The sequence below is a fragment of the Kitasatospora sp. NPDC041988 genome (genome assembly GCF_055588525.1).
Genome location: NZ_JBVJCO010000064.1, coordinates 1 through 19,938 on the forward strand (window position 1 = coordinate 1; position 19,938 = coordinate 19,938).

Here is a 19,938-nt window from a genome sequence, read left to right on the forward strand (position 1 = left end):
CTTGATGAAGCCGGTGTCGTCGAGGATCAGGACACCGTTGATCTCGCCGAGGCGTTCGGCGACGTAGTGCTGGAGCTCGTCGCGGATCTCGTCCGCGTCCCAGCGGGAACCTGCAAGCAGGTGCTGCAGCCCGTCAGGGGTGGCATGACCTGCGTATTCGGCCAGCTGCCAGCCGTTCTTGCGGCCGACCGGGCCGAGTAGGGCCGCGAACGTAGTCGCGCATTCGGCGGCGCTGCTCGCTGGCGAGTCGCAGGATCCGATCGGTGCTGCCCTGCCGTTGTGGGCGCGGTGGTGGGAGCGGTACGCCGCCGCCGGAGCGTCCGCCGGCTGACCGGGGGAGCGGACCATGAGCTGCAGGGGGCGGCGCAGCGCTCCGAGTCGTCCGCCGCTCCCGGCTCCTCCACTCCGTCCCCTCTGGCCAGCCCACTCCCTCCCTTCCCCCGCTCGCTGCCTGGGCGCGCCTACAAGCGGGTTGGCCCGCCCCCGGTTCATGGGCGGGCCCGACCTGCATCATCGCTGGGTCCGTAGGCGCGCAGCTGTGGTGGGAGACCGTCGGGGCGGCGCCACCACCCGTCGAGGCCGCAGGCGCCGAGGACGACGGGCAGGGCCTTGCGGACGGCGTCTTCTACGGCGGTGCTCAGGTTCCAGGCGGTGCGGCTGGTGACGGCGGCGGCCGCGAGGCGGCGGGAGGGGTTCCAGTCGAGGTCGGCGATGCTGGTGGTGTCGTCGTCGATGTCGAGGGGCGGGCACGGGCGCAGCGCGATGCCCGGGTCTCCGGGGCGGGTGGCGACGGGCAAGCCGGCGAGAGCGGCGCTGCGGCGGACGGCCGCGGCGACGTCGGGCCGGATTCCGACGGCGACGGACGGCGGTCCGGTGGGCCGGGGGCCGGGCAGGGCGGCGTATTCGAGGGGGAGGGGGTCGGCGTGGCCGACCCGGATCTCCCAGAGCGTGAAGGACTGCCGGGCGGTGGTGCCGAGCGCCGGGAGGCAGTCCGTCACGGCGTGCTGGACGGCGTTGACGACGAGTTGCCGGGCGGAGTGGGCGGGCTGCTGGTGCCGCTCGGTGGCGGCTGTGGCCCTCAGGCGCGGGGACGGGAGCCAGTGCAGGGCGATCTGTCCGCGGCAGGCGTCGTCGTCGTTGAGGGGCTCGGCGGGGCGGAGGCGGACGCCGGGGCCGTGGCCGCCGTGGGCGATGGGCAGGCCGGCCAGGTGGAGGGAGTCCATGACGCGGTCGGCCAGGACCGGGTCGAGCCGGTCCTGGCCGGGCGTGGGAGCCGGTGGGGGAGCGGTCACCGGCGTAGGTCCTTCCCGGCGGCCTGGTGGTCGGCGCGCTGGCGGGCGGTGGCCTGGGCGGGGATGGTGCCCAGGGCCAGGACCTCGTCGACCACGCAGTACGAGAGCCTGTAGGTCAGGGTCTTGGTCGCGGCGTCGAGCCAGGCCTCGGTGCGGTCGCGGGGCGGCATCGGGCCCAACACGGTCGTGAACCAGACCGGGAGCAGGTCGTTGCCGGTGAGGGCGGTGCTGATGCGGGCTCGGGCGATCCGGGCGAGGTGCTGGTGGGCGTCCTGGCCGGCGGCGGCGGCCTCGGCGAGGGCCTGGTCGAGGGATTCGTCGCGGTCGAGCGCGCTGCGGGCCGCGTCGGCGGTGCTCCGGAGCTGGCCGATCTGGGCCCCGGTGGTGCGCACGGTCGTGCTCGCCTGGCGGTAGGCGGTGGCGGCCTTCGTGAAGGCGGCGCTGCCGTGGGAGGCGGTGGCGAGGGTGGAGGCGGCCTCCAGGACGGCGGCGCGGGCCTCCTCCAGACGGGCGCTCACCGCGTCGTAGACGCGGTGAGCTCTGGGTGTGGCGGGCGCGGTCGGCCGCGGGGAGCAGCTGGGCCTCGGCGGCCCGTCCGGCGGCGATCCTCTTCACCAGCTGCTCGGTCTCGTGGTCGGTGACGTCGAGGTCGACGGCGGAGCCGCCGGCGGCGGTGCGCACGCGGCGTTCCAGCCAGGCGACCCGCTGGCCGAAGTCCTCGACCGTGCTGTGCAGGTCCGCGAGTTCGCTGTCGGTGGTGTCGGCGCGTTCCTCCAGCGCCTCGATGCTGTCGCGCCTCTCACGGAGCCGGGACTCGACGGTGTCCAAACGGTCGCTGAGGCCGGACGTATCCTCGTCGAACTCCTGGCGCAGGCTTTGGAGGGTCGACTCCACGGTGTCCACCGAGTACCGGAGCTGCTTGACCCGGCGCTCCAGGTCGCCGTCGTAGGGCGTGGTCACGTGGTGCTCCTGTTCGTGCTCGTGTCGTCCGGGAGGCTGGTGAGGAAGGCGCCGCCCGCGCAGGCAGCGGCGGCGATCGTCCACCAGGCGCTGAGAACACCGGCAGCCACGGCGCTCAGCAGCAGCGCGCAGACGGCGAGCAGCACCGCGCTGAACCGATGGCGCAGGTGGGGGCGGCCTTGCGCCAGCGGCTTGGCCTGCCAGCCCGCGGCCAGGGCGGCGAACAGGACGGGCAGCAGGAGGAGCAGCCAACCCCAGGCCACCCAGCCGGGGAGCACGGCGGCGGCGGTGAGCGCCGCGACGGCGGCTGCGCCCCGGGCGGTCCACAGCACGAAGAGCTGGGTGGTGCGGCGAGCCGGCTCTTCGCGCAGGCCAGGCACCTGCGCGTCGTAGGCGAGGAGGCTGTCCGTGGCGGTGAGCAGTTCCGCGAACGCGGCTTCCCGGCCGGCCGCGCCGGGCGGGAGCGCGGCCGCGGTCGCATGGTGCCGTCCGACGTCCTTCTGCAGCTGTGCGAGCTGTGCGGTGACCTTGTCCACCCCTGCCCCTCCATCCGTCGAAAGCGGCTCCAGCCGCTCCGCCGAGAGGGTATCCATGGGTACTGACAGTCCGGCACCCATTTCGGAAAGTAACCGCCTGCTGGCTTCGCCGCGCGGGCGCCCCGTACCTGAGCAGGCCCCTCTGATGGACCACACCGCGGAGCGCACCGGTCAGGAACAGGCCCCCGGGACCGACCGGCAGGTGGCGTCACCGCTCGCCGTGGTCGGTCTGGGGCCGACCGGCAGCGTGCTGGTCGGCTCCGACACACCGACTGGCGGACCGGGTGCATACCCGGTATCGGCTGGCAGGGGCGATCGAACCGACCCATGGCTGGCTGCTTCTGCTCTACGGCGCTGGCCGAGTAAGGTTCGGGAACGATCAGGGGGTGACGGTGCGTAACGCGGGTCTGGTGCATCAGGTGCGGATGCTGCGGGCGGGGGTGGGTGACCCGGCTCTGATGCTGGCGCAGTTCCGGTTGAGTGCGCTGTTGGTGCCGCGGTGGGGGGAGGAGGGGGTGTGGACGGCGGATGAGGGTGGTCTGCGCTGGATTTTCGCGTTCACGTCGGAGGAGGAGCTGGCGGCGTTCGCGCGGGTGAAGGACGTGCCGGTGGAGGGGTTGCCGTATCTGACGGTGCTGGGTTCGCGGTTGCTGGATGTGGCGGTGCCGGGGCTGGGGGTTCCGGGTGGGGTGGCGTTGGATGTGGCGGGGGCGGAGCCGATGCTGTTCCCGCCGATGCGGGGGATCGTGCCGGACGACGTGGCCCTGGACGGGCCGATGGTGACGACGGGGGAGCGGTGACATGGCGGGGTCGGGGTTCGGGGTTGATCCTGAGGCGCTGAAGCTGGCGGAAGCGGGCATCAACGGGGCGATCGCCGAGTTGCAGGCGCTGGGGATCGCCGGTCTCGCGGAGTCCGGGCGGGGGTTCTCGGAGCTGGAGCTGTCGGGGATGGAGGCCGGCCACCAGGACTTGCAGGCGGTGTTCACGGACTTCTGCGAGCGCTGGTCGTGGGGGGTGCGGGCGCTGGTGCAGGAGGGTACGGACATCGCCGTGAAGCTCGGCCTGTCGGCGGGTTACTACCACGAGCAGGAGAAGTACGGCAGCGGCCTGCTGAAGGACGTGGTCGCGGCGGGCATCGGCAACCCGCACCAGAGCGAGGAGCAGATCGAAGGCAAGTCCTGGGATCAGGTGTGGGCTGACAACCCCTACACCCAGCTCACCAACCCCGACTTCTCGCAGGAGTCCGCGGACAAGGCCTTCGACAACATCGGGAAGACGTGGAAGGACGTCGGGAAGGAGAAGCTGGAGGGCCCGTTCGGGATCAACAAGAAGATCGCCGAGGCCGCGGCGGGTGACCACTGATGGGCCTGCACTTCAGCATCACCGACCTCGTCGATGTGACCGAGGCCGTCGTCGACTCGGGCGTCAAGGCCGGCGGGAAGGCCATCCAGAAGGGCTCCCACCTGGTGGGCGGCGCCCTGGACGAGGCCGGGCTGCACGGCGCGGCCCAGAAGGTCAACGGGTGGGGCGACGACGTCGCGGACGAGGCCGGGCTGAAGGTCGGCGAGCGCGGGCTCGATCAGACCAGTGATCCGAAGGAACTGGTCCACGGTGACGCGAAAAAGCTCAACGAGGTCGCCGGGCACCTGAAGAAGTTCCACGACGCGTTCGAGAAGACCGGCACCGGCCTGGCCAAACTCGACCACGAGCACTGACCGGCGCCGCCGCGGAGGCGTTCCAGCAGGCGTTCGATCCGCAGCCCAAGCAGTGGCTGAGCGCCGCGGACGCCTGCGGCAAGGCCGCCGTCGCGCTGGAGGCGTATGCGCACACCGTCACCTGGGCGCAGGGCGAGGCCGCGGAGGCCGCGAGGTTGTGGAAGGAGGCGAAGAAGAAGTTCGACGCGGCGATGAAATCCGCGATCGACGACGCGCTCACCTATGACCTGCGGGTCAAGGCCTACAACTCCACGCCCGCCGACCAGCGGCCCGCGACCCCGCCGGCCAAGCCGGGCGAGTTCAAGAACCCGGCCGAGGCCGAGTTCCAGCATGCCGACGAGAAGCTGGACGCGGCCCGCACTCAGCGGGACTCGGCCGCGCGGACCGCGGCTGACGCGATCGCGGCCCTGGTTGCGTCGGCGCCGGCGATGCCGAGCAAGATGCAGATCCTCAAGGCCGAGGTCAAGGACGGCCTGATGGCCGTTCCGGTGGCGTACGAGCATTTCTACGGCGGGCTGGTGAAGAGCGGCACCGACCTGGTCAAGCTCGGCCGCTCCCTGAACCCCATGGACCCGTACAGCCTGTCCCACCCGGCCCAGTATCTCGACGGACTCTCCACCACCACCGCCGGTCTGATCCAGGCCGGTGACCACCCCGTCGATCTGCTCAAGGGCCTGGTCGGGAGTGGTTGGGGCAACGACCCGTCCGAGGCGGGCGGCAAGCTCGTCGGCAATTTCATGATCGGTGCCGGCACCGGTGGCGGCGGTACCGCCGCCACTGTTGCCGAACGCGAAGCCGCCGCCGTTGCCGAGAACGCCGCCAAGAAGGCGGCCCAGGAGGCGGCGGAGAAGGCCGCGGAGAAGACGGCCACGGAAGCTGCCGAGAAGGCCGCGACGGAGGCAGCGGAGAAGGCTGCCAAGGAGGCCGCGGCCGCCCCGAAACCGATCCCTCCGATCGTGATTCTTCCTAAGGGCTACGATCCTGCGGCCGCGGCCCTACGGGACAGCCAGTTGGTGGAGGTGCGGGCCGCCGAGCGCGACCTTGCGGGGAGGGCCCGGGACTTCTTCGACGACATCGATGTCAAGGAGTTCGGGGCGAAGACCTGGAACGATGTCGCGGAGAGGCTCCCGGCCGAGCAGAAGGACGCGGTCGCGAAGTACACGTGGGGCTCCGACGGTGAGATCAACGGAGCCCTGCGCGGCACCGGCCCTGTGACGCCCGAGGCTAATCGCCTGATTCCTCAGCTCGACAAGGCTCTTGAGGCCCAGAGGGTCCCCGAGGACGTCATCGTCGGCCGCGGGACCGACCTGGGACACCTCGGCTTCGAAAACCCGATGGACATGAAGGGCCACAGGTTCACCGAGGACGGCTTCATGTCGACCGCGATCGGTGAGGTGCCCAGCAGTTTCGCAGGCAAGCAAGGTGTCCTGCACCTCGTGGTGCCGGAGGGCACGCCCGGCCTGTGGGTGGAGAAAGTCGGCCGGGCTGGTAACTCAGAGCGCGAGCTGCTGCTCGGCCGGGGCCTCACGTGGCAGGTGGACCGGGTCATCCAGGTCGGCAGTCAATATCATGTATTCGGCAGGGTCCTGGGATGACCCGTGACGGAATCGAGCAGTCGGTGAGCGACCCCAACATCAACCCACGTCTCATCGCGGACCTGCAGTTCAAACTGGTCAGCTCATTGCCCCGGTACAACCGGACCACGGACAAACCCGTGGAGTTCTTTGTCACGTTCTACGAGAACGAGTATCCGACCGGTCTGATCTGGTTCTGCGACGAGGACGACGCGGCGGGCTACGAGTGGTGGCGGCAGCTGCCCAACGAGAACGCCGCCATCTTCTGGAACGACAAGCTACGGCGTGCCAAGGCCCGTGGCCTCACACCGTCCCAGGCCGTACATGAACTGATGTCCGAGCCCGGCACCCGGCTGTCGGGCCGCATCTTGCCCGATTCGCGGGCGACGGCACCCAGCCTCACCTGGCTCGCCGAACTCGCAGCCAACGGCACGCCGGTAGGGGATCCGGCCAAGCCCCGCGGCTGGCGCCCCGATCCGCCGCTCAGTGCTGAGCAGGCCGAGGCCGCCCGCGCGGCCGGCGGATGGCTCTACCAGGTCGACGAGGGACACGACCCGGGCGGACGGGTCCTCGTGCACGCCGTCGCCGGGGCCTGGCAGACCGACACCCACGGCCGTGTCCTGCGGTTCTGGCACAACCCCGCCTACCAGCAGGCCGTCCCGCCCGGCCCGGAGGAGACCGACGCCACTCCGGTGCCGCCGCTGGGGGCAGGCCGGCGCCCGGCCGGGCGGGCCCTGCTCGACTGGCTGGCCGACCCGACGGCGCCGCGGACGTGCCGCGTCACCGGCTCCTCCGGCAGTGGCCGTACGCACCTGCTCGCCTGGTTCGCCGCCGCCTGCCCGCCCGACAACCCGCGCACCGCCCGCCGCGTGCACGCCGTGCTGTCCGCTGACGGCCTCACCGTGCGCAGCGCAACCTGGCTGCTGGCGGCGCGGCTCGGCCTGGTCGCGGGCACGCCGGAGGAATTGCTGGAGGCCCTGCAGGACGGCATACCGCGCACCCTGGTGGTCACCGACCTCGACCTGGCCGGGGGCGGGCTGAGGGCGGATGCGCCCGAGCGGATCGCCGCCGACCTGCTCGCTCCGCTGGCCCGGATCCCGTGGCTCCGGCTGGTGGTGGAGTGCGCCTCCGGCACTGCTGCCGCGGCTGCCCTGCATGCCGTCGATCCCCGGGCCGCCGTCCTGGACCTGGACGACCCCCGGTGGACCGACCGCGACCGCTTCGCCGACTGGTGCGCCGGCCTGGGCGGGACGTCCGTGGATGCCGGCCGGGTCTACCCGAGCCCTGGTCTCGCCCACCTCGCCGCCCGCACCCCGGCCGGCCAGGCCACTGATCTGGCCGAAGCCTGGTGGCACGCGCTGCCCGACGACGAGCGGTCGGCCGTCAACGCCCTGGCCGATGCCGGACGCCCCGTCACCCTGGCGACCTGGGCCGCCCTGCCCGGGGCCGGCGGCGCCGACACGGTCCACCGCGCGGCCGCCCGCCTGCTCCCGCCCGCCGACGGCGCGCGCGCCCTCTGGCGGCTGGCCCCGCAGCAGCTCGCCTACCACCTTGCCGCCGTTCGCCCGCCGGCCGACCACGCCGCCCTGGCACGCGCCACCGCCGCGACCGTCCCCCTGCTCGACGACGGCCGGCCCGACCTCACCCAAGCTGACCCCGCCCTCCTGGGCATCCTGCTGCGGCATACCGTGCTGGCCGGCTTCGCCGACCAACTCCTGACCAACCCCTATGTACTGGTCCACACCGACCCGGCCGCCGTCACTGCGGCCTTCGACCACGTCCGCGAACAAAACGAGCCCGGCAACGAGTACCTCGCCGTCTTTGCCGAAGCGTGGGAGCTGGCCGGCCCGGTCTGCGCCGCCGCCCACACCCCGGCCGACCGCGCGGCCGCCCTCCACGCCCACCTTGCCGGCCGCCACCAGCAGGCCGCAGACGCCCTTGCGACCATCTCAGGCCAGCGGTGGCGGGCCCGCTGGTCGCACCGACCCACCGCCGGCCGCATCCGGTACCTAGTACGCGGGCACGGCCCCTACCGCGGACACCTCGCCTACAGCGAGCACCTCCCCGTCGCCACGACCGGCATGCTGCGCTTCATCGACCCGCAGACCGGCACACCCAGCGCTGGGCTCGGTCCGCAACGGCTCCCCGAAGGCCACTACGCCGCCCTCCTAATCGGGGACGACGGCGCCGTGGTGCTGCTCGGCCGGGACGGCGCCGTGACCTCCCTGCCACCAGCCGGAGCGCCCGAAAGCCCCCTCGCCGACGTCCTCGACGCCATCACCCGCCGCACGAGCGACGCTCTCACCGCCGCTGCCGTGGCCGAGGGCGCCGACGGTCAGGTCCTCGCCACCGGCGACGACAACGGCGCAATGTCCTACATCCGCACCGACGGCGGCCTCCTCTCCAGCAAGCGCCCTCACCGCGGCCCGGTCACCGCCGTCGACCTCACCCCCGCCCAGGACGGGCTCCTCCAGATCAGCGGCGGCGCCGACGGAACCGTCTGGCACTGGTACCACTCCACCGCCGAACCGGTGCGCATCGACGCACGGCCCTGCCCCGTCACCGCCGTGGCCGCCGCCGACACCCCCAACGGCCTCCTCACCGCCGCGGCCTGGTCCGACGGCCTGATCCGACTCCGCCTGCACGGTCCCACCACCGAGACCGTCGACCTGCGCCTCGGCGGCTCCGTCCACAGCCTTGCCGCCACCCCGGACGGCCAGATCTGCGTAGGTCTGCCCGACGCTGTCATGGCGGTGAGCATGTACTGAGCCCCATACGCCATCATCACCAGCTCAGCAGGCGTGCGGGCGTTCATCACGGGTGCAGGCGTGGGATCCGGTGCACGATCGCCGAGCCGGCTGACCAGGTCCGTAACCGCGAGCGGCGGGGCCGCTCGGGTGGCCATCCCGCGCGGAGCCGGGGGAGCCGTACACGAACGGCAATCCAGGCCCTGCGTCAGGCGACCAGCTCGTAGATGCTCCGCGCCGTCAGCCACAGGCCGACAAGCAGGGAGAGCGTGACGATCAGCTGCTCCTGGTGCTGCTCCAGCCAGGTCCGCAGGGCGTTCAACCGGGCACCTGCGGCGGCGGGTGCCCAGAGTGTGTACATCTCCATCACGATGAGGCTGAGTGTGGCCAGCACGCAGTAACCGGTCAGCACGAGCCAGTCGGTGACGGTCGACAGGCTCGCGTCGACGGCCGTCGCGGCGCCGGCACCGACCATTGCCCAGGGCTGCAGCAGCCAGGCAAGTCCGGCTGCCGTGGCAGGGGAGGCGTCGTCGATCCGGGCCGTCCAGCGCGGCGGGCCGTGCGGGCGGGGCGGCCTGCGGTGCCGGTGCGCGCCGTACAGGACCATGCCGAGACCGATGGCGAGCTTGGCGCCGACCGCCACGGTGGACGGCGCGCTGTGGCGGCTCGGAGGCTGACCGCCGGTCAGCAGAACCACACACGCGATCACGGCGACCAGGTTGGCCAGCCACGACAACAGGAACGCCAGGCCCTGGCGAGTGCCACGGTGGGAGGAGAGCAGCAGGATGAAGGCGCTGTTGTGCAAGGGCCCCAGGGTGATGGCCGTACCGATGACGACCAGGTCGAGGACCACCGGATCAGCCTCTTCTTGAGGTCGGGGCCGCCTGCCGCGCGTGGAGGGGCGCACGGGTCGGCCAAGTCGGGGACGGCGCTGCTGCGGGTGCCGCATCCCGACTCTGTGGGCGGCGCCCCGGCCGGTCAAGCAGGCCACGCGCACATCCCCGAACGCGTCGATCCGATTCTCGGACCTGCATTCGACTGGGGCCGCGCGTAACCACCACGGTGGTACATCTTCGGCAGCCCCGGAACGCCTGCGACGCCTTCGCAGGGTCGTTGCCCATTGGGCGGATGCTTTCGCCCCAACGGCGTAAGGACACGGGGCTCACCACGGCGCCGACCGCGGAAGGTGCTTGTGTCGCATGCACGCACGGCATTCTCTAGCCTTCGAAGGATGCTTCAGGCACCGTACGTGGCGCCGTCCGCGCCGCCGGTCCCGGCGGTGGAACGAATCGGAGAGGCAGCGTCCTCAGACGGGAACGGCCGGCATCGGGCGGCGCTGCCGCGCGGGCCCTGAAGGCCGACGCCGGCACCGGCCCGGCAACCGCCGTCGCCCCGGCACCGGCGGGATCGCTGTCATGAAGAACGACGTTGCCGGCCGCGCGGCAGACGGACACCCCTCCACCGCCGGTGTCGGCCCGGACCTCCGCCCCGTTCGAGGCCGCCTTGCCGGGCACCGCCACGCGAAGCCCCGCCCTGCGGCACGGCCCGAACGATGACCCCGGCCCGGCTCCGACGTCAAGAACAAACACCGCGCACCCCGCTACGACCTCGATCGACTCCGGCGCGTTGTTGAAGAACTGCAGCTCGTTGGTTCGCGGTGGACGACGGCGCCGGGCCCGACAGTCCGCTCGGAGGTGTCCAGGGCGGCGCGCAGCCCGGCGTCGATGGCGGTCGGCGAACACGGGAGAGCGGCGCGGGGCGCCCGGACGGTGTCGGCCAGCACCCTGGCGGCACCCGGGCCGAGGGCCCGCCGCCTGGTCGTGCTCACCCGGCCGCTCGCGCGCTCGCCCGGCGCGGCGCTGCGGCCGGTGGCGGCGTCCAGCTCGTCGGCGAGCAGGGTGAGCTCGCGGGGCAGGTCGCCGAGCGCGCAGCGGGCAGAGCTGCGGCGAGTGCGTATGCGGTGGCCAGGGCGAGCCGCTCGCCCGGGGCGAGGTCGGGCAGGGTGCCGGTGTCGGTGGCGCCGAGCAGGATGTCCGCGGCGAGCGCGTAGCGCAGCTCCTCGGTCAGTCGGCCCTCGCCGCCGGGGATCACCTCCTGGTGGCTGGCCCGCTCGATCGCGTCGGCCGCGCGTTCCAGGACCATGGCGTGGTGCTCGTCTCTCGCTCTTCGGTCTGGTCTCGCACACTCTCGCTGGTCCTGGCTGGTGACCCGTGTCACGGGAACCGGTCTTCCTGTTCGGACAAGGCATGACGTGAACCATCCACACTCCCGGCTCCGGGCCGGGAACCCCGAAGCGTTCCGTGACCTTTTCCGGGACCACGCCTCCTTGGTGTACCGCCACGCTGTGCGCGTGACGGGAGACTGGGCACTCGCTGAGGACGTGGTCTCGCTGACCTTTCTCGAGGCCTGGCGCCTGCGTGGGAAACTCCGCGACGAGGGCGACAGCCCACGCCCCTGGCTCATGGGTATTGCCGTCAACGTGTTGCGTAACACGACGCGTGCCGTCCGCCGCCACACCGTGGCCATGGCCCGCATGCCCGCGACCGGCCCGGTTCCAGACTTCGCGGACGAACTCGTCGGCCGCATGGCCGATTCCGAGGAACTCGCGGCCGCCCGGAAGGCCTTGGGGGGTCTGCGGCGCTCGGAACGCGAGGTGTTCACCCTCTGCGTCTGGTCCGGGCTCGGCTACGCGGAAGCGGCGGCGGCCCTCGGCGTACCCGTCGGCACGGTGCGCTCGCGCCTGTCCCGCGCCCGCACCCGGCTACGCAAACTCGCGGCCGAGGAACTGCGCGCCGCGAGGAAGAACACGGAACCGCTCTCGATCCCCGGACAACTACAGGGCAGCCGCAGCACTGCGGCCCGGCCGCACAAGGAGACGCACCGATGATCCGCAACTCGCGGCGGCGCACCGAACCGCTCGACCACGCGGAACTGGCCCGTCTGCTGCCGGCGCCGGCCGATCCGCGTCTGGCGGCCAGCCGCCTAGACCTGCTCGAGGAGCACATGATGAGCGAGATCCACCAGCCCGACCAGATGCCCGCAGCCTCTGCGGTGCGACGCCCGCCGCGCCGCGCCGCCCTCGTCGCGGGGCCTGTCGCCGCGGCCGCGGCCCTTGCCATGGCGGTCTGCCTGGGTAGCTCGGCGGGCACCGGCACCGTTCCCGCCCCGCGGCTGGTCAAGGCACCCGTGGTGCAGATCGAGGAGGGGAGCACCGTCCAGCTCGCCTCGACGGTCCATGCGATCGCCGCCGCCGCGACGGCGCGCACCACGCCCCAGCCCGGTCCGGGCCAGTACATCTACATCAAGAGCCGGGTCTCCTTCATGGCGACCAGTCACAACGCGGACACCGGGGAGTCCGCCACCTGGGTCCAGCCGCTGCACGACCGCGAGGTGTGGAAGTCCCCTGACGGCACCAGGGGCTGGCTGGACGAGCCGGGCTACCAGTCGAAGGGCGGCATCACGCTGGACAACGACGAGCCCCGCAAGCAGCTGTCCTACCAGTGGCTCGCGGCCCAGCCCGCCGACCCCGACGCGTTGCTGAAGTCCGTCTACTCGACGGTGAGCGGCAGCCGGGACCGCGACCAGCAGGCGTTCAACGAGATCGGCTCCATCATCCGCGAGCAGCTCGTTCCCTCCGGTCTCGCCGCCTCGCTCTACGAGGCCGTCGGCAAGATCCCGGGTGTCGTCGTGGTCGAGCACGCGCAGGATGCGTCCGGCCGTGACGCCATCGCGTTGGCGCGACTCGATCCTCAGACCGGCGAACGATCGGAGTGGATCTTCGACCGGGAGAGCCACCAGTACCTTGGCAGCCGTGGCGTGCAGGTCCAGGAATTCAACGGCGTCAAGCCCGGCACGGTCGTGGAGCGCACGACCGTCCTCACCCGGGCCGTCGTCGACGCGAAGAACCAGCGCCCCGGCGCCGGGCAGGCCACGACCTGACGGTCCCACGCAGGGTGGGGGTGGCCGGCCCGGTTCGCCGGCGGACGGGGAACGGATGGCCCCGGGGGGTCTGCCGCTGCGGTGCCTGTGCCGGGTGGCCTTGGCGGGGTTGTGTGACGGCGGGGTGGTGACGGAACCAGGCCCGGAACCAGGCCCGGAACCTGGCTCGGGGCCCGGGACTGGGCCCCGAGCCGCGGCCGCCGGACCGCCTGTTCGGTGCTGTGCCGTCCGCGTGCTGGGCCGTCCCACCGCGCCGACCGGTGCGGAGGTCGGACCTGTGTGGCACCTGCCGTCGTCTATCGGAGTGTGAGCATCGCTTCGGTGACCTCGCTAACCGCCGCGTCGGGGATCGTGGTGGCGGTCTCGTTGAGGATGAGGGGCCGTGCCCGGGGGATCTCGCGCGCGATTGCCTCCCCGTCGCCGACGGGGAAGAGCCGGTTGCGGTGGCCGTGGACGACGAGCGTGGGGATTTCGATTCCGGGCAGGCGCGCGGCCGTGGTCCAGGTCAAGAGCCGTACCGTCGCACCGAAGGCCGACGACGCCGAACGGACCTGGATCAACAAGGTCACCGGAAAGGCGGTGCGGCGGGCCAAGGGCACCGTGCGCATGCTGCGCCTGGCCGACCGAGTGGGGCCGGCTGCTCCTCGACATGCTCGGCGATGTCCCCAACATGGCCGACGACGAGCACAAATGGCGCTTCAGACGGCAACTGGACTCCGACGGCAGACGCCAGCTCATCCTCGGCTGCACCACCCGCTTCAGCGATCTGGTGCAGCGGGCCTTCCCGGGCTACGTGCGGCTGCGCCAGCACGAGGTCGTTGAACGCACCGGCGATCCTGAGAACGTCTCCACTCTCGGGGTTCTGCTGACGCCGCGTACCGACGGGCTGCGCCCCTGGGACACCACGGCGGTTCGTGTCGGCGGTCCCAGTGACCTCAGCTCCGACGAGCTGGATGGCTACCGGTCTTTGTGGAACCGCACGTTCGAAGAGGGGCGTGCTCATTTTCCGACCCCACGCGGAAGCACCCCGTGACGGGCGACCTGAAGCCACGGTCCGGCCTGTCGCGCTGTGTTCGATGTTTGGCGTGTGAGGTGCCGCTGCCCCATCAGCCATGCCGAGCGGTCGTTGGGGGAGCGGTTGGTCGCACAGCTTGGACGTGACCTGACCTGCTTCAGTTCGTGGTGGGGTCGCCGGTGTGGGTGCGTGGTGTTCGGAAGGCGGTGCGGCGCGGTGATGCCGTGCTGGGCTTTGTCTGGGTGTGGTGGTGGATCCATGCCCACAGGGGATCGTCGTCGGGCGGATCCAGGCGGGGAGCCCGAGCCGGGTGGCGGTGTGGTGGAGGAACGCGGTGACGGCAGGGTGGGTGTGGCGGCGGGTGCCGTTGTGGTCGTCGGGGGTGAGGAGGACGCGGTGGTGGTGGAGAGCGAGGGTGACGGCTTCGGGGTAGGTGACGCTGTCCCGGGCCAGGAGCGCCCATGAGCCGCGGGTGGGCACGCGCTCGGAATTCGCTTCCACCAAAGCAGCGGTGCGCTGCCGCCACCTTGGGGCCGCGTGTGCCGGTGGTCGTACCAGCGGGTGGTGATGGTCTGGGCCCACTTCCAGGCGAGGTCCGCGTCTTGGTGGCGTAGTAGGCGCTGGTGGGCGCGTTGTGCGTGCTGGAGTTCGGGTAGCGCGGCCACGTTGAGGACGGGGCTGTGCTCGCCTGCGGCGGGCCAGGTGTGGTGGCGGGAGTACAGGCGCTGGTGGTCGGGGGGTGCAGGTGCGGGCTGTTCGGGTGGTGCCGCGGGTGTGGTGCAGGACGCAGGAGGGGCAGGCGGCGACGGGTGGTTGCCGGTGGTGTGCGGTGCGCTGCCAGGTGATGTGGGGGAGGGCGTGGCTGCTTCCGGGCCGGGCGAGGCGGGTGCTGGCGACGGGTTCCCAGTGGGGCAGGGCGCGGGCGAGGTGAGGGTGCGGGATGTGGGCGAGGGCGGCGATGCGTACCTGGGCGGCGCGGTGGGGTGGAGTTCGGCGCCGGGCACGGTGGCAAGGCCTTTGCCTTGTGCGTCGACGGCGATGGCGAGGGCGTCCAGGAGCTGGGGCAGGCTCTGCCGGTAGGAGTGTGCCAGGCGGGTGAGGTAGGACGCGGTGCTTTCGCGGGGCGGGGGGCGGATGCGCTGGCAGCCGGGGGTGACGGGCGGCGCGTGGAAGGTGATCGGCGGGGGTGGCGTCACTGTCGGGCGGGGGCTTTGCGCGTGGTGGCGTGGGGGCGGGGGCGGTAGTGCTCTTCGGCGAGGTGGTCGAGGTCGATGTTCTCCAGGACGGTGCGGGTGAATGCGGTCGTCGTCGATCCGGACGGTCTTTGCCTCGGCGTCCACGGCGGTGACCCAGCCGCGGACGAAGCCGGCCCCGGTGCCGTCCAACAGTTCCGGGATGTTCATCTCGGCCGTCTCCTGGCCGGTGGCGGTCATGTGCAGCCGGAGCCGCTCGGTGAAAGTGTCGTAAGGGTTGACCAGCGTCACTCGCAGGTTCCCACGCTTCCTGGTGCGGGCCGCCAGCTGGATCGCGGCGGAGAGCCCGGCGTAACCGGCGCCCAGGACCAGGACCTCGTGCTGCTGCGCTGCTGTCGCGTTCATCGTTCTACTGCCTCTTTCGTGTCGACCGTTTCCGCCGTGCGGACGACCACCAGACGCAAGCTGCCCTTCCGTTCGTGACATGGGAATGATGTGACCCGCGTGACCTCGCGAAGAGAGAGTGGCCGCGCACGGCATCAGCACCGTCGTCGGCGGCGAACCGGAGGCGCGAACGGGCCTGCGCCGCCTCTACGACGCCCTCACCCGCGCCGTCTCCGGTCGCACCGTCCTGCACGCGGCCCCGCTGCCCGAGCACCTGGTCCAGCGCCGCCGGTACGGAGTACCCGTGCCGCGGCTCAGCTCGGCGCGCCCATCGGGACACCCTGGAGCACTGCGGCCACCTGAGGGGCGCGGACCAGGGCTTCGAGGTCGTCCAGTGGGGCCGGGCCGACGTCGTGGCCGCCGCCGCTGGGAACACCGCCGAGTCCGAACACCTTTCCCTGCGGGGTGGCCAGCGTGACGCCGGTGACCGGGTTCGTGGTGCCCTTGCTCAGCCAGCCGGTCGAGCCGTCCGAGAGGGTGACCGGCCGGCAGTCCGCGAAGTACGCCTGCCCGGCAGGTCCGGCCGCGTCGCAGGGGCTGTGCGGATACGTCCCGGCCGGGAGTGGGCTGCCCATGACGGCCGCGACCGCCACGGTGCCCCCGTCCTCGCGGACCAGCTCGAAAGTGGTCGGGCCGCTGCCGTCGACGACCTTCACGTAGCCCGCCGGAAGGTTCGCCCGCAGCGCGGCGAGCATCCGGTCGTGCAACTTGTCGAGCTGGTCCATGCCGTCCTGGCGTACCGGCCCGCCCGTGCCCCCGGCCGCCGGCCCCACCGACGTCGGGCGCGATCCCACCGCTACCACCGCGCCCGTCCCGCACAGCGCCAGCACGGCCAGCGCGCCCGCCCCGACCGTCAGCCGCCTCCTGCGGCGCAGCCTGCGACCGCCTGTCCGCACCTCGTCCAGCACCGGCGGCGGGTCCGGCTCCGGCTGCGCCAACACCTCCTGGAACAGGGCGGCGGTCATCCGGTGGACCTGCTCTGCGTCGTTCTGCGATGTCATGCCTCTCTCCTCTCCCCGCGTCAGATTGCGGCGATCTCGCTGAGCGACTCACCGAGGATCGCCCGCAGCTGGGCCAGGCCCCGGTGTGCGTCGGAGCGCACGGCTCCGGTGCTCACGCCGAGGATCGCCGAGGTCTCCTCGATGCTCTGGTCCTCCCAGTAGCGCAGCACCAGGACGGCCCGGTAGCGGGGCGACACCTGGGCCAGCGCCGCCAGCAGGGCGAGCCGTCGGTCGTTGTCCGGCCCGGCCGCGGCCTGCTCCGGCAGGTCCAGGCCGGTGAGTTCGCCGCTGGAACGCCGGCGCCGGCCGTCGATGTAGGTGCGGGTCAGCGTGGTACGGGCGTAGCCCGCCGCGGACTGCGGGTCCCGCAGCCGGGACCAGCGCGCGTACAGCTTGATCAGCGTGGCCTGCACCAGGTCCTCGGCCCGATGCCAGTCCCCGCACAGCAGATACGCCGTGCGGCGCAGCGCCGCGTAGCGCGCCGCGACGAACTCGTCGAACTGACTCTCACGTTCCGGTGACATCCGATCCCGGCCCCCTGCCCCGATTCGCGGCGCCGTCGTACCGGCGCCACCAGTAGTCACGCATCGGGCCGCGCGAAATGTTGCGCCGAACCCCCGCCCGTCAGCCGCCGATCAACTCGCGCCACTTCGCGGCCTTCACGGGCGTTGCCACGCCCGCCCCAGCCGCCGCCCTCGCGGGCCGCGCCATCGAAAGGGCGTACCGGCCCTCGTTGGGCAGCCAGTAGCGCCTGCGCTGGATGGTCTAGATGAAAACAGATTTCATTCTTCTATGGTTCTCGCCACCGCCCCTGGAGGACGTCATGGCCGCAACGAACTGCGCCCGCGCCGCGATGCGCGAAGCGAACAACCGCTGGCAGGCGATGACCCGTTCGTCCCGTTTCCCGCGCGGGGCAGCCTGCCACACCACGGTCCTCGGCCCACCGCAGTCGGTCCTCCTCCGCAGGATCGGCGACCTCACCTGCACGGCACGGCAGTGGGCGCTGCCGCTCTGACCCGAGCTGCGTTTGAGTCCTGCTCGGCCCCGAGGGCACCGGCGGCGCGATCTGGAACGAGTGGCCGGTGGTGCGCCCCGCCGACGCGCCGCGGCCCGTCCTGCGGCCGCTCGCCGACCTGATCCCGTGGAGCTGTGTCGTCTCGGGCGTCGCGGCGGCGTTCCTGCCGGCCATGCCCCGCGAGAGCACCGCGCCGACCCGGTGGCGGCTCGAGTTCGCCGCCGCCGACCCGCAGGGCCTGCCTCGGCCGTACATCGCCGACTTCACCTGGGGCCTCCTGCAGGAGGTACGCACCGGCGGGCCCCGTTGAGACGTCATCAGGCTCTCGAAGCACCCTCTGCCGTGAGCAGCGACCGCACATCGTCGATCACCCGCCTCGCCGCCCGCGCGGCCGTCGACGCCGTCGCCTGAACCCGCGACAACGCCGACTCGGACACCCCGTCTGCCGCACCCAGCGCCCCTGGCGCCAGCGCCCACGCCCGCACCGGCAACTGCCCGCGTATCAGCAGACAGCAACAGAAGAACCATCAGCGCCCCGGCCGATGTGGCCCGGCGACCACAATGCGACCACCAGGTGACGCAGCAACAGAAAGAGCCCCGGATGAAGACTCATATGTCACCCTCTCATAGCGGTCACGTGTCTCAGCCTGGTCGTGGTCGGGCGGGCGCCCCAACGACACTGGACCGCACATCGGGGCGCTGCCCTGGGGGGCTCCTTGCCCTGCCAGGACAGCGCGGTTCGGCGGTGCGCGGCTCGTCCGACGCTGTCAGGACCTACAGCGCCGAGAGGTTGCCGACCAGATCGTCCAGGCCCAGGGAGCCCTGGGAGAGGGCCTTCATGTGCCAGGTCTTGAGGTCGAAGGAGGGGCCCTGGCGCCGCCGGGCGGCTTCGCGGCCTGCCAGCCAGACGCGTTCGCCGAGCTTGTACCCGATGGCCTGGCCCGGCCAGCCCAGGTAGCGGTCGATCTGGCCGCCCCGCTCCTCGGCCGAGGCGCCGTTGTAGGTGGCCATGAACTCCGCGGCCAGGGCCGGGGTCCAGCGCTCGCCGGGATGGAAGCCGGAGTCGGCGGGGATGGCGAGCCGCAGGTGCATCCCGATGTCGATGATCACCCGGATGGTCCGCAGCATCTGCTCGTCCAGGAAACCCATGCGGTAGCCGGGTTCGGCGAAGAACCCCAGGTCGTCCATGAGCCGCTCGGCGTACAGTGCCCAGCCCTCGATGTTGGCGCTGACGATGCCCAGCGTGGCCTGGTAGCGGCTCAGCCGGTCGGCTACGGCGACCCACTGGGCGAGCTGCAGGTGGTGGCCTGGCACGCCCTCGTGGTACCAGGTGCTGACGAGCTGCCAGGTCGGGAAGGACTCCCGGCCGAGTGTGGGCAGGTAGGTCCGGCCGGGGCGGCTGAAGTCGAGGCTGGGGCCCGAGTAGTAGGGCCCTCCGACGCTGCCCGCGGGCGCGATCAGGGACTCGACCTTGCGTATCGGTCCGGTGATGTCGAAGTGGCGGCCGTCGAGGGCATCGATCGCCCCGTCCATGAGCTGCTGCAGCCAGTTGCGGATGCCCTCCTCGCCCTTGACCGCGTGGCCGTGCCGCTCCAGGTGGCGCATGGCCTCCAGCGGAGTCGAGCCGGGCAGGACGCCGGCGGCCGCGGCCTGCATGTCGGCGAGAGTCCCGTGGAACTCGCTCCAGGCCCAGTCGTACGCCTCCTCCAGGTCGAGGTCGGCGCCGGTGTTGTAGCGGGCGGCACGCAGGTAGCGCTCGGGGCCGACGGCGTCCGGCGTGTCGGCGGCGGCGGGGGCGTAGGTGTCCCGCATCCAGTCCCGGAACTCCGCGACCGCGGCGGTGGCTCGCAGGGCGGCGGCGTCCAGTTCGGCGCGGAGCGACTCGGGACCGCCCGCGACGAAGCCGGCGAACCAGCCGGCGCCAGCGCCCGCCTGCGGCCCGGCCGCCCGGTCTGCCGTTCCTCCGGTCCAGGCGGTGAGCTGGCCGATGACCACGTCCACCTGGCGCGGGGCGGCGAGCAGGTCGCGGGAGATCCCCTTGGTGAGGGTGGCCCGGTAACCGTCCAGCGCGCCGGGGAGATTGCGCAGTCGCCCGGCCACGGCCGCCCAGTCCTCGTCGGTGGCGGTGGGCATGAAGGTGAAGATGTCCCGGACCTGGTGGACGTGGGCGCCGATCGCCCGCAGCTGGCGGTAGTTGTCACCGGCGTCGTGGACGGCGAGTTCGGCGGTGAGTCGCTCCCGCAGCAGCCTGGCGCAGGCCAGCTCGGCGGGATCGGTCGTCACCGGGGCGGCGTCGAGTGCGGCGAGGGAACGGCGTGCTATCTCGGCGTGGGCCTCGAAGCCCTCCGGCGAGAGGTCCGGCTGCCGGTCGTCGCCGGGGTGCAGGCCCAGCCATGCGGATTCCAGCGGGTCGTGCGCTGCGACCTGGTCGAGGTAGCTGTCGGCGATGGCGCGTGGGGTGGTCCGTTCATCTGACATGCCAGCATCATGACGCACTGTCATCCGGA

Annotated in this window: 19 protein-coding genes and 2 pseudogenes; 11 read left to right on the forward strand and 10 right to left on the reverse strand. The window is 72.1% G+C overall.

The features are described from left to right. From ACZ6NC_RS38510 to ACZ6NC_RS38525, 4 genes and pseudogenes are all read right to left on the reverse strand, one after another. A pseudogene (locus tag ACZ6NC_RS38510) lies at positions 1-256 on the reverse strand (transposase); the annotation flags it as partial. Between the two features lie 232 nt (positions 257-488). Further along, positions 489-1,292 carry a hypothetical protein gene (locus ACZ6NC_RS38515; protein WP_465738557.1) on the reverse strand — a complete coding sequence of 268 codons (804 nt, stop codon included), beginning with the start codon at positions 1,290-1,292 and terminating at the stop codon, positions 489-491. Then, positions 1,289-1,810 carry a hypothetical protein gene (locus tag ACZ6NC_RS38520; RefSeq protein ID WP_465738558.1) on the reverse strand — a complete coding sequence of 174 codons (522 nt, stop codon included), beginning with the start codon at positions 1,808-1,810 and terminating at the stop codon, positions 1,289-1,291. Before ACZ6NC_RS38520 ends, ACZ6NC_RS38515 begins: the two co-directional genes overlap by 4 nt. A gap of 438 nt (positions 1,811-2,248) precedes the next feature. After that, a complete protein-coding gene (locus tag ACZ6NC_RS38525) occupies positions 2,249-2,788 on the reverse strand; it encodes a hypothetical protein (RefSeq protein WP_465738559.1) in 540 nt (179 codons plus the stop codon). 386 nt (positions 2,789-3,174) lie between these two features. On the opposite strand from ACZ6NC_RS38525, the gene ACZ6NC_RS38530 reads away from it, so the two are divergent. The 5 genes and pseudogenes from ACZ6NC_RS38530 (at position 3,175) to ACZ6NC_RS38550 (ending at position 8,845) form a co-directional block, all read left to right on the forward strand. Further along, positions 3,175-3,588, forward strand: coding sequence for a hypothetical protein (locus tag ACZ6NC_RS38530; protein WP_465738560.1), 414 nt, complete (start codon positions 3,175-3,177; stop codon positions 3,586-3,588). 1 nt (position 3,589) lies between these two features. After that, entirely contained in the window at positions 3,590-4,150 is a 561-nt protein-coding gene (locus ACZ6NC_RS38535; RefSeq protein ID WP_465738561.1) for a hypothetical protein, read from the forward strand. Next, positions 4,150-4,877, forward strand: a pseudogene (locus ACZ6NC_RS38540) (putative T7SS-secreted protein); the annotation flags it as partial. The gene ACZ6NC_RS38535 and the pseudogene ACZ6NC_RS38540, both read left to right, overlap by 1 nt. Positions 4,878-5,240: 363 nt before the next feature. Continuing rightward, positions 5,241-6,098, forward strand: a complete 858-nt coding sequence (locus tag ACZ6NC_RS38545) for an ADP-ribosyltransferase (RefSeq protein ID WP_465738592.1) — start codon at positions 5,241-5,243, stop codon at positions 6,096-6,098. Then, positions 6,095-8,845, forward strand: coding sequence for a hypothetical protein (locus tag ACZ6NC_RS38550; protein WP_465738562.1), 2,751 nt, complete (start codon positions 6,095-6,097; stop codon positions 8,843-8,845). Before ACZ6NC_RS38545 ends, ACZ6NC_RS38550 begins: the two co-directional genes overlap by 4 nt. Positions 8,846-9,032: 187 nt before the next feature. Here ACZ6NC_RS38550 and ACZ6NC_RS38555 read toward each other — a convergent pair whose 3' ends face one another. Both ACZ6NC_RS38555 and ACZ6NC_RS38560 read right to left on the reverse strand, forming a co-directional pair. After that, positions 9,033-9,677 carry a GAP family protein gene (locus ACZ6NC_RS38555; RefSeq protein ID WP_465738563.1) on the reverse strand — a complete coding sequence of 215 codons (645 nt, stop codon included), beginning with the start codon at positions 9,675-9,677 and terminating at the stop codon, positions 9,033-9,035. A 971-nt stretch (positions 9,678-10,648) separates the two neighbouring features. Beyond that, positions 10,649-10,966, reverse strand: a complete 318-nt coding sequence (locus ACZ6NC_RS38560; RefSeq protein WP_465738564.1) for a hypothetical protein — start codon at positions 10,964-10,966, stop codon at positions 10,649-10,651. 109 nt (positions 10,967-11,075) lie between these two features. Between ACZ6NC_RS38560 and ACZ6NC_RS38565 the strand changes: the two genes are divergently transcribed. Both ACZ6NC_RS38565 and ACZ6NC_RS38570 read left to right on the forward strand, forming a co-directional pair. After that, on the forward strand, positions 11,076-11,711 hold the full coding sequence (locus ACZ6NC_RS38565) for an RNA polymerase sigma factor (RefSeq protein ID WP_465738565.1): 636 nt from the start codon (positions 11,076-11,078) through the stop codon (positions 11,709-11,711). Further along, positions 11,708-12,763, forward strand: coding sequence for a CU044_5270 family protein (locus ACZ6NC_RS38570; protein WP_465738566.1), 1,056 nt, complete (start codon positions 11,708-11,710; stop codon positions 12,761-12,763). The genes ACZ6NC_RS38565 and ACZ6NC_RS38570 overlap by 4 nt, the downstream gene beginning before the upstream one ends. Positions 12,764-13,059: 296 nt before the next feature. Here the strand turns inward: ACZ6NC_RS38570 and ACZ6NC_RS38575 are convergent, their stop codons facing one another. Then, entirely contained in the window at positions 13,060-13,371 is a 312-nt protein-coding gene (locus tag ACZ6NC_RS38575) for an alpha/beta fold hydrolase (RefSeq protein ID WP_465738567.1), read from the reverse strand. A gap of 41 nt (positions 13,372-13,412) precedes the next feature. On the opposite strand from ACZ6NC_RS38575, the gene ACZ6NC_RS38580 reads away from it, so the two are divergent. Together ACZ6NC_RS38580 and ACZ6NC_RS38585 are read left to right on the forward strand one after the other, a co-directional pair. After that, complete coding sequence (locus ACZ6NC_RS38580) at positions 13,413-13,796, forward strand: hypothetical protein (RefSeq protein WP_465738568.1); 384 nt, start codon at positions 13,413-13,415, stop codon at positions 13,794-13,796. A 1,253-nt stretch (positions 13,797-15,049) separates the two neighbouring features. Next, positions 15,050-15,454 carry a hypothetical protein gene (locus ACZ6NC_RS38585; RefSeq protein WP_465738569.1) on the forward strand — a complete coding sequence of 135 codons (405 nt, stop codon included), beginning with the start codon at positions 15,050-15,052 and terminating at the stop codon, positions 15,452-15,454. 215 nt (positions 15,455-15,669) lie between these two features. Here the strand turns inward: ACZ6NC_RS38585 and ACZ6NC_RS38590 are convergent, their stop codons facing one another. Together ACZ6NC_RS38590 and ACZ6NC_RS38595 are read right to left on the reverse strand one after the other, a co-directional pair. Further along, entirely contained in the window at positions 15,670-16,416 is a 747-nt protein-coding gene (locus ACZ6NC_RS38590) for a hypothetical protein (protein ID WP_465738570.1), read from the reverse strand. A 20-nt stretch (positions 16,417-16,436) separates the two neighbouring features. Beyond that, positions 16,437-16,940, reverse strand: a complete 504-nt coding sequence (locus tag ACZ6NC_RS38595; RefSeq protein ID WP_465555306.1) for a SigE family RNA polymerase sigma factor — start codon at positions 16,938-16,940, stop codon at positions 16,437-16,439. 299 nt (positions 16,941-17,239) lie between these two features. On the opposite strand from ACZ6NC_RS38595, the gene ACZ6NC_RS38600 reads away from it, so the two are divergent. Continuing rightward, positions 17,240-17,431: a hypothetical protein gene (locus ACZ6NC_RS38600; RefSeq protein WP_465738571.1), complete on the forward strand. Its 192-nt coding sequence runs from the start codon at positions 17,240-17,242 to the stop codon at positions 17,429-17,431. Between the two features lie 67 nt (positions 17,432-17,498). After that, on the forward strand, positions 17,499-17,741 hold the full coding sequence (locus tag ACZ6NC_RS38605; RefSeq protein WP_465738572.1) for a hypothetical protein: 243 nt from the start codon (positions 17,499-17,501) through the stop codon (positions 17,739-17,741). A 464-nt stretch (positions 17,742-18,205) separates the two neighbouring features. Here the strand turns inward: ACZ6NC_RS38605 and ACZ6NC_RS38610 are convergent, their stop codons facing one another. Next, the gene (locus ACZ6NC_RS38610) at positions 18,206-19,909 is read right to left on the reverse strand and encodes a DUF885 domain-containing protein (protein ID WP_465738573.1); all 1,704 of its coding nucleotides are present in this window, start codon (positions 19,907-19,909) and stop codon (positions 18,206-18,208) included. Between the last annotated feature and the right edge of the window lie 29 nt (positions 19,910-19,938).

Excerpts from the sequence above, each read along its gene's own strand:
- ACZ6NC_RS38600 (WP_465738571.1), top strand. The coding sequence starts at position 17,240 with ATGGCCGCAACGAACTGCGCCCGCGCCGCGATGCGCGAAGCGAACAAC.
- ACZ6NC_RS38595 (WP_465555306.1), bottom strand. The coding sequence starts at position 16,940 with ATGTCACCGGAACGTGAGAGTCAGTTCGACGAGTTCGTCGCGGCGCGC.
- ACZ6NC_RS38545 (WP_465738592.1), top strand. The coding sequence starts at position 5,241 with ATGATCGGTGCCGGCACCGGTGGCGGCGGTACCGCCGCCACTGTTGCC.
- ACZ6NC_RS38590 (WP_465738570.1), bottom strand. The coding sequence starts at position 16,416 with ATGACATCGCAGAACGACGCAGAGCAGGTCCACCGGATGACCGCCGCC.
- ACZ6NC_RS38610 (WP_465738573.1), bottom strand. The coding sequence starts at position 19,909 with ATGTCAGATGAACGGACCACCCCACGCGCCATCGCCGACAGCTACCTC.
- ACZ6NC_RS38575 (WP_465738567.1), bottom strand. The coding sequence starts at position 13,371 with ATGCGCACGGTGCCCTTGGCCCGCCGCACCGCCTTTCCGGTGACCTTG.
- ACZ6NC_RS38570 (WP_465738566.1), top strand. The coding sequence starts at position 11,708 with ATGATCCGCAACTCGCGGCGGCGCACCGAACCGCTCGACCACGCGGAA.
- ACZ6NC_RS38560 (WP_465738564.1), bottom strand. The coding sequence starts at position 10,966 with ATGGTCCTGGAACGCGCGGCCGACGCGATCGAGCGGGCCAGCCACCAG.
- ACZ6NC_RS38580 (WP_465738568.1), top strand. The coding sequence starts at position 13,413 with ATGCTCGGCGATGTCCCCAACATGGCCGACGACGAGCACAAATGGCGC.
- ACZ6NC_RS38585 (WP_465738569.1), top strand. The coding sequence starts at position 15,050 with ATGTTCTCCAGGACGGTGCGGGTGAATGCGGTCGTCGTCGATCCGGAC.
- ACZ6NC_RS38535 (WP_465738561.1), top strand. The coding sequence starts at position 3,590 with ATGGCGGGGTCGGGGTTCGGGGTTGATCCTGAGGCGCTGAAGCTGGCG.
- ACZ6NC_RS38550 (WP_465738562.1), top strand. The coding sequence starts at position 6,095 with ATGACCCGTGACGGAATCGAGCAGTCGGTGAGCGACCCCAACATCAAC.